The organism is Deltaproteobacteria bacterium (assembly GCA_016930875.1).
GTDB lineage: Bacteria > Desulfobacterota > Desulfobacteria > Desulfobacterales.
In genome coordinates this window covers 26,869-38,020 of the sequence record JAFGFW010000085.1, presented here as the reverse complement: position 1 = coordinate 38,020, position 11,152 = coordinate 26,869, and the positions used below count along the sequence as shown (strand labels likewise).

At 50.4% G+C, this 11,152-nt stretch carries 7 protein-coding genes and 1 pseudogene; 6 read left to right on the top strand and 2 right to left on the bottom strand.

Annotation, left to right across the window (positions count from 1 at the left end; translation table 11 throughout):
- The 6 genes and pseudogenes from JW883_08185 to JW883_08160 all read left to right on the top strand — a co-directional run.
- The coding region (locus JW883_08185) for a TonB-dependent receptor (protein ID MBN1842242.1) at positions 1–498 on the top strand (498 nt) is incomplete at its 5' end.
- 90 nt (positions 499–588) lie between these two features.
- A pseudogene (locus tag JW883_08180) lies at positions 589–1,738 on the top strand (sigma-54-dependent Fis family transcriptional regulator).
- Positions 1,731–3,272 (top strand): ABC transporter substrate-binding protein, encoded by a 1,542-nt coding sequence (locus JW883_08175; protein ID MBN1842241.1) that lies wholly within the window; start codon positions 1,731–1,733, stop codon positions 3,270–3,272. Before JW883_08180 ends, JW883_08175 begins: the two are co-directional and overlap by 8 nt.
- A 573-nt stretch (positions 3,273–3,845) precedes the next feature.
- Positions 3,846–5,171 carry a radical SAM protein gene (locus JW883_08170; GenBank protein ID MBN1842240.1) on the top strand — a complete coding sequence of 442 codons (1,326 nt, stop codon included), beginning with the start codon at positions 3,846–3,848 and terminating at the stop codon, positions 5,169–5,171.
- Positions 5,168–6,376, top strand: a complete 1,209-nt coding sequence (locus tag JW883_08165; GenBank protein MBN1842239.1) for an MFS transporter — start codon at positions 5,168–5,170, stop codon at positions 6,374–6,376. Before JW883_08170 ends, JW883_08165 begins: the two co-directional genes overlap by 4 nt.
- A gap of 230 nt (positions 6,377–6,606) precedes the next feature.
- The gene (locus JW883_08160) at positions 6,607–8,373 is read left to right on the top strand and encodes a sensor histidine kinase (GenBank protein ID MBN1842238.1); all 1,767 of its coding nucleotides are present in this window, start codon (positions 6,607–6,609) and stop codon (positions 8,371–8,373) included.
- A gap of 126 nt (positions 8,374–8,499) precedes the next feature.
- Here JW883_08160 and alr read toward each other — a convergent pair whose 3' ends face one another.
- Both alr and JW883_08150 read right to left on the bottom strand, forming a co-directional pair.
- Entirely contained in the window at positions 8,500–9,636 is a 1,137-nt protein-coding gene (alr, locus tag JW883_08155; protein MBN1842237.1) for an alanine racemase, read from the bottom strand.
- Positions 9,633–11,150, bottom strand: coding sequence for a HAMP domain-containing protein (locus JW883_08150; GenBank protein MBN1842236.1), 1,518 nt, complete (start codon positions 11,148–11,150; stop codon positions 9,633–9,635). Before JW883_08150 ends, alr begins: the two co-directional genes overlap by 4 nt.
- Positions 11,151–11,152: the final 2 nt, after the last annotated feature.

Sequence of the window (11,152 nt, the reverse complement as noted above, 5' to 3'; positions counted from 1 at the left end):
CTGAGGCTCGAACTGAACCTCTTTCGGTCAGAAATCAAAGATCTCATCCCTGAGCCTAAAGATTGGAAGACCAAGCCTGAAAACATCGACAAGGTTACCCGGCAGGGTGTGGAAGGAAACATCCGGGCAACATTTGACTTCGGGCTGACACTGGCATTCGGCGGGAGCTTCATCGACGTAAAAGACGAAGAGACCGATGAGGTGATCCAGGATATCCCGAGGCGCCTCTACAATGTCTCGGCCTCGTACACAGGGGAGTGGATGACACATTCTCTTGTGGGAAAATATGTCTATCACAATTCCAGCTACCCCGAAACCCGCGATGAGGTCTTTGTCTTTGACTATCTTATCAAGATCCGACTTCCAGAGTCGGACCGATACGGAAAGCTAAGCCTCTTTGGTGCAGGACATAATCTCACCAATACCTCCTATATCTACCGCGAAGTCTATCCCCAGCCGGATCGCTGGATCGAGGCCGGGGTGAGGCTTGAGTATTAGGATGACTCCTCATTAATCCTGGTTTCCCTATGGTCTTTTTTGTAAACCCTTTGTCTGACTGATCCGGTACGACCGATCAAGGAGGTACATATGTTATCGCAAGAAGTTATCAAGCTACCCCACTTTCATAATATTGTGGGCAGAAGCGAACCCATGTTAAAAATCTATGAACTGATCGAAATGGTTGCCCCTACCAAGGCGACGTTACTGATTGTCGGGGAAACCGGAACAGGAAAAGAGTTGATCGCAAGGGCCATTCATTATCACAGCAACCGGAAAAACAAGCCTTTTGTTGCGGTCAACTGCTCGGCCATGTCCCATAACCTGTGGGAAAGCGAGATGTTTGGACATGAGAAAGGGGCATTTACCGGGGCTATGGCCATGAAAAAAGGCCGATTCGAGGTAGCTGATAAGGGAAGCTTTTTTTTTAGATGAGGTCTCTGAAATGCCTACAGCTCTTCAGGTCAAATTATTGAGGGTACTACAGGAGAATGCATTTGAAAGGGTTGGAGGGATCAGGACCATCAAGGTGGACGTGCGCTTCATTGCGGCTGCCAATAGGGACTTGAAAGAAGGCGTTCAGGAAGGTTGGTTCAGGGAGGATCTGTTTTATCGTCTGAATGTTATCAAGACACAGCTCCCTCCCTTAAGAGACCATAGAGAGGATATACCGCCTCTGGTTGATCATTTTGTGGCAAAATATACCCGTGAAAACGGAAAACCTGTTCCAAGAATATCAAACGAGGCCCTTGAGGCTCTGATGAACTATTCATTCCCGGGAAATATCAGGGAACTGGAAAACATCATAGAAAGAGCGGTTGTCCTAACTAAAGCAACAGAGATTGCCATTCATGACCTTCCCGAAGAGTTATCAAATGGGTCAGGGCCAGGGAGACAAGGTTATTCGTACTGTGGCGTTAAGAAAGACGATCTCTTAGAGGCACTAAAGAGAGCCACCATATCTAACTATGGCGGGCCACCTCGACTGTGGCACCGCACCCTGAAGTGTGCCACCATAGAAAGAATCCATGAATTTCTCTTAAGGGCGAACAAAAGACCATTTTCCCGGCCGGAGTTCACAAGGTTCCTGAGTTACAAAGCTAAATCCGATAGAAACAAGTACGGAACAGCAGGGAAATATCTTTCTATATTGAAAAAGAACCATATCTGTGTCCATAACAAAAAAAAAGCAAATCAGTCCCGATACAGACTCTCTGATGCCTTTTTCACACATGCCTAGGTTTTTGCCTTCAGTTTTTATATTGATTTTCCTCATCGTGTTTTTGCCCTCTTGTGAAAGGCTTGATAGCCCTTCTGCTGAGCAAAAGCCGAAAAACGAAAAGGTCCTTCGCTATGACGTGGCCGCCCCCTTTACCTCCCTGGATCCCACCCGCGTAGAATCCTCTGGTTCAAACATAATCTTTCCTTTGCTATACGGCTATCTCTTTGTCCCCAACTGCAAAGGAGAACTCGAACCAGACCTGGCCAGCAAATGGACCTATGATCCCAAAACCTTTACCTGGACCATCTATCTCAGGGAAGACGCCCGGTTCCACAACAAAGCGCCGGTAGCTTCAAGGGATGTAGCGTATACACTTGACGTGTGGCTTAAGAACATTCGGCCCTATTTGTCAGCTTTGATAGACCGTGTTTCCCTTGAGTCAGATAGTGCCCTGTGTATAGGTCTTAAGAAAGATGACCCTGAATTCCTCCGAAAGATATGGGATATGGAGATCGTGCCCATGGCCGATACCGGGAGGATCGATTACTACAATCATCCCATAGGCTCCGGTCCTTTTAGATTCAAAGCCAGAAAAGGCAACAAGGAGGTCGTGCTTGTTGCCAATGAAGACTATTTTGGTGGGCGTCCTTCTCTGGACCGCGTTGTCTTCTATTTTCAGCATAACAAGGAAAAGTCATGGACAAGACTCCTTTCAGGAGAAACCGATATTGCCCAAGAGATCTCCCCCAAAAACTTTGAAATCATGCAGCAATACAAAAAAAAATATTACTTTGATCTCTACCCGCTCCATTGGTACACGATCCTTCTTTACAATACATCTGATCCTCTCTTTTCTGACCCCAAAGCCCGACGTGCCCTTTCCCATGTCTTTGACAGGACCTATATTATAAAAAACATCCTGGGGGGTTTTGGCAAAGCGGCTGTTGGTCCCATGGGCGTGGACTCGCTCTTTCACAACCCTGCTGTCAAGGCCGCAGCGTACGCACCGAAAAAGGGATTGAGACTCCTTAAAGAGGCGGGCTGGTCTTATGGCAATGCAGGCCACTATCTAAGGAAGGACGGGAAGCCTTTTGAGTTCACCCTCCTTGTCTTTAAAGAGAGCCAGATCGAAAAGAAGGTTGCACAGTACTTGCAACTTTGCCTGAACGACCTGGGCATCAAGGCACACTTGCAATCCCTTCCTTTCTTGGAACTCAAGAAAAAATACGGCAGAAACAATGTTTTTCAGGCCGTGCTAACCGAGTTTCACGGGGCATACCGTAATCCGGAACGCTTAAAATCGCTATGGGCCCCTGATCTTTCCGAAAGGTCTGAAGCCGGTTCATTTGAGCACCCCGATGTAACCCGGCTTGTCCATCAGGCCCTTGATGAAACAGACCCAGTGAGACAAAAGCAACTCTTCTATGAAATAGACGCACTGATTACATTGCTTCAGCCCGGCACGTTTCTGTTTCACAAAACAGCCATCGACGTTATGTCCAAGCGGTTTAGGGTGCCCTTTCCCTTTTCCCTCACCCACGAAGGGATCTAGCGGCTCAGGCATGCCTCCCTTGATGCAGGGTAGGGCCCAAGTAGCGTTCGGCCCTTATTCTTTCTGGTCAACTTCGTCTCAAAGCTCCTTGTAGAGTTGTTGTGCCTGCGGTCCGATCCTGGCCTGGCCTGTGATTACTGCGCGGCGACGGCTTGCACAGTCCAAGTCCCCACTTCTGCGTATAGGCTTTAAACTTATGCGCAAAAGTTTCAACTCAGACCCCTGTCAAAGGCCTATGTGATCTTCTGGCCAGCACAGTTTTTCCCTGCGATCATAAAGACATATATCATTTCCCTCCTTGATCTCAGATCCCGGCACAGATCCTGATAAAGACAATAGCGATTCCACCCGGATCAGGCCATGGCTGGATCATCTGAGGATTTCAATTCATAAGGAAAGGGGGTTGAGAAGATGAAACTGATTATTGTCAAGAAAGGGGCATACAAGACTGGAAAGTCAGGAATGAGCTGCTGCGCGTCATGGTGCCCAACTTCCCGGAACTAGTCCAGCATCTATTGGACTCCCCCAGGCACAGGGTGCCTGGGGGCTCTTTCTTAGTAAGGAGATGACAACATGTCTTTGCTCAACAAGTCGAGATTCACCATAGCGGTGCCTGTTGAAAAAAGAGGGGGCGAAGAGTTCTTGGCCCTTTATCACACCATGACCCGGGCCCTTGTCCTTATCCCTGAAAGACAGTGGTCCTACGCCCTGAGCGATCCAGTGGCGCCGGCTGATCCTGCTGCCATGGACGTCCTTTGTGACCAGGGATTCCTGGTAAGGGACACCACGGACGAAACCATGTTGTTCGAGACCTGGATGCAGCAATACGTCCATGATTTCAGCACACTAAAATCAAAGGTCCTGGTGACCCGCAAATGCAACAACCAGTGTCAATACTGTATCCTCGATCCTGAGGCCAAAGAGATGTCCCCTGAGACAGCGCGGGCCATGGACCGGTTCTACATTGAGACCATTGAGGAAAAGAACCCTCAAAAGGTTGAGGACGACTACCTCGGTGGCGAGCCGCTACTCAATTCCAAGATCATCCTGGACAGCGCTGCCAGGCGATTTTATTACTGCCTGGGAAGGGGGATTGAATACGGCTTTGTCATCACCACCAATGGCACGCTCATCAGGCCGTCTATCATTGCAGACATGAAGGAGGTGGGACTCACAGGTCTTCGGGTCAGCCTGGCAGGGCCTGCTGCTGTTCACGATATTCTGAGGCCCTCAAAGAGCAATGGCAAGACCTATGAAGTGATTTTGCAAAACCTTGAGGCTGTCTCCGGGATGATTCCCATTAGCATTGAATGCCAGTATGACAGTGGCGCCTTTGATTTCCTGGGTTATCCGGAGATGCTGGACGATTTTGTCGAACGTGGCATTGCAATTGAGGACGTCACCTTTAACCCGATCCTGCCCAGAAGGGGAAAAAGCCCCTTTCAATCCGGCACAGGCGATCCCAGGATATTGCTCTATCTCACAGAAGAGGCCCAAAAACGAGGCTTCCCCCAGGATGATGAGGTCCCTTCCAATGCCTGCATGGCCGATTTTCGGGCAAGATTTGTCTTTGATGCAGACGGTTCCATCATCCCCTGCCCATCGCTGCAAGGCGGGGAAATGGCCTATGGACATGTCACAACAGGGATCGACTTTGTGGCAGAATCAGAACTTCTGAAACGAAAGCTGCCCGACAAATGCCTGAACAAATGCCCCATCTTGCCCATATGCATGGGCGGCTGCCGCTTGCAGGCCCTGATAAAGGGGAACGGTTTCAACGGCATCGATTGCCATGAAGAGATACAGCGCCTTTTTCTGGAAGAATACATCAGGGAAATGGCTTCAGCCGTCTCTTTTCAGGAACGCCAAGAGAATGCGGCCTTGAAGATAGCAGCGTGAGACCCACTGACCGGATTGCCCCGAAGTATCTCATCATCTCAGCCGATCTCCTGGCCGATCTGGCAAACCAGTTCGTGGGCCTAACCCTGCTTGACGTGCTGATCTTTAAGGGAGAGAATGCTTTGTCGAATCTCGTAGTGCTTTGCCTGGTTCAGCAAACCCCTTCTATCCTCATGAGCCCCCTGGCAGGTCTTTGGATGGATCGGGTGGGGGTCAGAAAGTGGCTCACCATGGTCAATGTGGGAAAATGCGCTCTGGTGGGATTGCTTGTCCTTCAATCATCTCCCTGGATCATCCTGCCTGCCTACCTTCTTTTTACGGTGGGTTCACTTTTTTTCCACATCGGACGTCTTTCCGTGACCCCTCTGTTGATACCCAAGAAACAAATCATCGCCTTTAATGCCCTGAACGAAAGGGTGTCGCTCGCCGGCAGCATCTGCGGGCCCTGTCTTATCGGCTGGGTGGTTTTGAAAGCTGGTCAGGGAGTCGCTCTGGGGCTGGCCGGCGCCCTTCTTATGCTCTCGGCCTGCGCCCTCTGCGGGCTGCCGAAATTCGCTGATGTCCATGATGGGTCCGGCCGCAGTGCAGAGGGAGCTGGGGGCGAGGAGTCTTTGCTCTTTAAGTACAGGGAGCCTTTTAGAAAGAATCATAACCTCAGGGCCTATTTTCTTATCTTCGGGTTTGTGCTTCTGGGAGGAGGTGTATTGAATATTGGCCTACCCATCTTGTTCAAGTCAAACTTTGGCAGCAATATTGCTGATTGGGGGTTGATCCTTTCGGGGTTTCAGGCTGGTTCCTGTCTGGCGACCTTCCTGTTGCCCAGGTGGTCATCGACTTTCAGGCCCAAATCGATTCTTTCTCTTACATTTTTGATCCTCGCAGGGGGCATGGCCATTCTCGGTCACCTCACAACTTACATCCAGATTGCCTTGCTGATGATTCTATTTGGCTGCGGACTAACGCTGGCACATATCTTTTTGGAAAGCCTTATCCAGCAAACCAGCCCCAAGGCCCACATGGGGAAAACCATATCCATCTTAACCGCATACAGAGGGGTCTGCTATTTGGGAGCCACATTAATCAGCGCCCTTGTCTTAAGCCTGTGGGGTCCCCAACCCCTTCTGCTCGCTGCGTCTTTGGTCTTGCTGTGGGCATCCCTTCTGACAACAGGCGCTATGCCTTTCAAGAAGATGTCCATAGGCTAGACAAGAAAGCGTCGCAAGGCTTCCCGGTTACCGTTCACGGGTTCAGAGGTTCAGAGTTCACCGATACTCTAAACCGTTGATTCGTGGGGGATGGGAGCTTGTTTGTTTTCTGCCGACTTCGCCAAAGCGGCTGCGACGGCTGAATTGGTATGCAAAATGGTCTTGCACAGAAGTCCAAAGTGAGCTTTATATAGCGTTGACCCAACAAAACATAAGGTAACCCTGAACCTGTGAACGCCTACAAAAAGACAAAACTCATCTATAAGGTTCTCCTCTTTGTCCTGCCTTTTCTTGTCCTATCCATCACCATGACCGGCATCATCCTTTCTTGGACGACTTATACCCACTTTCAGAAAACCATAAACACGGATTACGAAAATATCATCAAAAGCTCTGCAGGCGAGATCCGCCTTTTCATGAGAAATGCACAAAAAGGTTTAGAGGGCCTGGCCTGGGTCATAGCTGCCACTAAACTGAATCGATGGCAAAAGGAGATGGCCATTGCAGCTTTTAGTCATACAGCAACGGAATTCATGTCTATGTCTTTGATTTCCACACAAGGGAAGGAGGTCATATCGGTTGGCCGGGAAAAAGGAGACGTAAACTTTAGCCAAAGCGGGACCTTTAGAAAGGCACTGACAGGCAAAAGGGCCATTTCCGGTGTCATGTGGACAAAAGAAAATATCCCTTATATCCATGTAGCCGCCCCAATACTGCACCTCGGCGAGGTCAAGGAAGTCCTCTGGGGTGAATTTAACCTGAAGTCAGTGTGGGATGTGTTGGAGGGGGTCAAAGTAGGCGACACAGGCCAAGTGGCTATCATGGATTTGTCAGGACAGTTCATCGGCCACATGGAAATGGACCGCGTGGTCAGGGGGCGTCCGGAAGAAGCATCAGGCGTCCTGAAAAAACTCCGCACTTCCAGTACGCCCGTGGTCTGGGTTGAAGAAAAGGACGAAACCAAACTCCACTGCCTGGGCTACCGTATTCCGGATCTTGATTGGGTGATTGTCTTAAGCCAGGCCTACCCGGAGATCTATGCATACTTATACCAGAATATTCGCTGGGGTATCCTCATAACATGTTTGATCTGCCTTTTGGCCATCCTCCTCGGGTGGCATCGGGTAAGGCATTTCCTTACCCCTATTCACACCCTTCACCGCCAGGTTGAAAGAATCGGTCAGGGAGACCTTGATCAGAGGGCGTCTGTTGACTCCCATGACGAAATCGGCGATCTGGCCCTGGCTTTTAATGAGATGACAGATTCGCTCAAGACATTCATAAGGCGTGAAGTTGAGACAGCCAGGGAACTGGCACATTCAAAGAATTTGGCCATCCTGGGCACGACCTCCAGCAAGGTCACCCACGAGGTGGGAAATCTTCTCAATAACGTAGGGTTGACTCTGGCCATTCTAAAGGGTGAAGGCCTCAGCCAAAAAGGAGAAAATGCCCTGCATGTATTGGAAAAAGACTCAAAGCGGGTCAGGCATTTCATTCATGATTTCTTACAATTTGCCAAAAAACCGGACGTACACCTGGAAAGGGTGTCAATAGACAAGACTATTCGTGAGGTCCTGTTTGTCCATCAGGCCAATGCAAAACAAAATGGAATCCAGCTTGACCTCAACTGGCCCTCCGACCTGCCACCTGTCAACATAGATACCCGTCTCATGTACCAGACCTTGAACAATCTGGTCAAAAACGCTTTAGAAGCCGTAGGCGGTCCCGGAAAGATAAGCATTGAAGGAAGGATTGAAGAGCAGAACCTTGTGGTTATGATAGAAGATACTGGGCTCGGCGTGGCACCAGAGATCTTGGAACAGATGTTCGACCCCTTCTTTACTACCAAAGGCAAAAAAGGTACGGGCCTCGGGTTGTCAGTGGTCAAGACGATCGTGGAGGCTCACCGCGGCACCATTGAATGCCACAGCGAGTTGAAAAAAGGTACAACTTTTGTCCTGCGCCTCCCTCTGGGCGCATTTCCGGGACGATGGTGATAAATTGACATTTGGCCCCTGCCTTTAGCCTTGAAGTCTCTTGGGTATCATTCTTGGCTGAAATTCAGGACCTTCTTCCAGATCATAGTGCTGCCGAGAGTGGCAACGTACGAGATCTTGGAACGATTATATGATTTGTTGTCTTTTCTGTGAATCCACATGGACACGACGGTTGTTTTTTCCGATCATGCAGTAGACTTCGTAGCTAATGGTTCCGATTTTTCTTGCCAGCTCTTCGGCAGTTATCCGCTCTTTTCCCTGGGCTCCCAAAAGAACCACCTCATCGCCCACGGAGACACCGTCCAGTGAAGACACATCCACCATGGTCAGGTTCATGCAAACACGACCCACGATGGGCACTCTTTTCCCATGGATGAGCACTTCTCCTTTGTTTGAGAGCATTCGGCTGTATCCGTCATCGTAGCCTACAGGGACAGTGGCAATGGTAGAAGTTGAGCGGGTTCTGTAGGTACAACCGTAACTGATGGAGGCGCCGGCGGGGACTTTTTTTACCTGAGTTACCCTGGATTTGAAGGTCATGGCCGGCTTGAAGGAATCTGCCCCAGCCAAGCCTTCAGCGGGCGGCGATCCGTAGAGGAGTATGCCGGGCCGCACCATGCCGAGATCAATGCCCTTTTTTGCCAAAAGAGCGCCGCTGTTTGCAAGATGAACCGCCTGGGAGCACACCCCAAGTTGTTTGCTCTTTTTGACTACCTGTAAGAATCTGCCAATCTGCTCATCCGTGAAGGGGTGATCGGGCACATCGGCGACAGCACAGTGCGAAAATATCCCTTCGAGCAAAAGACCGTTTAAGGACAAAAGGCCTTGCAGGAAATCTGACGCATCTTCCCATGGCACGCCCAGGCGCCCCATGCCAGTGTCTATCTTCACATGGACCGGAGTGACCGTGCCTTGTTTAAGGGCCGTCCCGGAGAGTTTTTCCGCTATGTCCTGTTGAAAAAGAGCCACCGTGAGCCTTTTTTCAACAGCGGCTGAAACTTCATCCGCAGTGATGCCCTTCATAAGTAAAATCGGGATGTTGCAATGGGCCTTTCTCAGGTCCAAGGCCTCTTCCAGTTCAAATACCCCAAAGGAATCAACGCCTGATGACTCAAGGATTTGGGCCACTGGGATCATGCCGTGCCCATAGGCATCTGACTTAATGACGGCGATGACGCGGCTCCCGGGGCCTGCCAATCGCTTGATCTCAAAGAAATTGTTCCTGATGGCGCCCAGGTCGACGATTACCTCGTTTGCTATCATACTCTGCGCTCCAAGGGCAGTCTGATTTTAAAGGTGCTTCCCTTCCCCTCAACGCTTTCCACGCTGATGGCGCCGCCAAAAGCCTCAACAATGCGAAGACTGATGGCGAGCCCAAGGCCGGTGCCTTTGCCCGGAGGTTTTGTGGTGTAAAAGGGGTCAAAGACGTCGTTGAGTTTGGATTTGGGGATCCCCTTGCCTGTGTCAGAAACAGCGATCTGGGCAAACCCTGCCGAGCCCTTGTCAGGACTTTTCTCTCTTGCCCCAGGCCAAAGGGTCTGACTGGCGGCAATGGTGATACGGCCACCTTTTTCCATTGCGTCATTTGCGTTTAACATGAGGTTAATCAAGACCTGCTTAAGTTGGTCCGGGTTGGCCCACACCATCCTTATATTTTCCTCCAGGCAGGTTTCAATTTCAACAGAACTCGTGAGTTTTTGGTGAGAAAAAAAAGCAGCGCTTTCTGAGACCAGGGCATTGACATCGACAGGGACGGAGGAGCCAGGCGATGGTCTCGAGAAATCGAGAAGTTCCCGGACGATTGTGTCAATCCTGGCAATCTCTTTTTCGATCCGTGCGAGAAAGTCTCTTGCCTCTTGGTTTTTTTCCACGTGAGTTCTCAGGAGATTGGCGTACCCCAGGATTGCTCCAATGGGATTGCCAACTTCGTGTGCCATACCTGCGGCAAGTCTGCCTACGGAAGAGAGCTTTTCTGAGCGCAGAATTTCCTCGTTTGCCTGTTTCAGGGAACGGATCTGCGCCTCCATCTGCTTCTTGTTCTCAGCCAGGCGTTTGAGCATCCGGTTAAGAGATATGGCGAGGTGGGCAATCTCGCTGTGATTAGCCTCCGTTTCATGTGAGAACCGTTGCGTGTCTTCAAAGTGATCGGCGGTCTTAACAAGACGTTTGATAGGGCGTATTACCATTCTCGAAAGGAGAAAGGTTCCAAAGACAAGGAGGACAAAGACATTTAGCCCTATGTAAAACCAGATGAGCTGTTGCGCCCGTCTCAACCCGTGTACAACCCTGTCAATACGAACAGGTACCTGTATAGCCGCGATGGATCGCCCCCCGGCAAAAAGGGGCGCTGTAACGGTGAGGATACCGCGGTTTCTGGATATCCGGGTGGTCCCTTTTCCCGTGCGCAGGACCGAGGCGATTTCAGGGTCGCCAGGCTTTACAGACCGATCCGGACCTTGGTTGCCCACCCACAGCGTGCCGTCTCTTCCCATCACAATGATCTGTCCGAATAGCCTGGAGGGGGCCATCCATGTGGCGCCGTTTCTAAGGCGTTCCCTGACAAGTTCCAAAGGGGGTGGCCCTTGGCCTCTTGATAGCTCTTTAATGGCCAACTGCATCTTTTTAACCACTGCCTTTCCGTCAGCCACCTTGTGCTGAAGCAGGTCCCGTTCCCTGATCCGTGTGACAACGAAGCTGGTCGAGATCATGGCAGCGACTAGAAGCAGGGTCAAGCTCAGCAAGATTTGGGTCCGGAGTCCGGGCCTGAAGGTTTTCAAAG

Excerpts from the sequence above, each read along its gene's own strand:
- JW883_08175 (MBN1842241.1), top strand. The coding sequence starts at position 1,731 with ATGCCTAGGTTTTTGCCTTCAGTTTTTATATTGATTTTCCTCATCGTG.
- JW883_08170 (MBN1842240.1), top strand. The coding sequence starts at position 3,846 with ATGTCTTTGCTCAACAAGTCGAGATTCACCATAGCGGTGCCTGTTGAA.
- alr (MBN1842237.1), bottom strand. The coding sequence starts at position 9,636 with ATGATAGCAAACGAGGTAATCGTCGACCTGGGCGCCATCAGGAACAAT.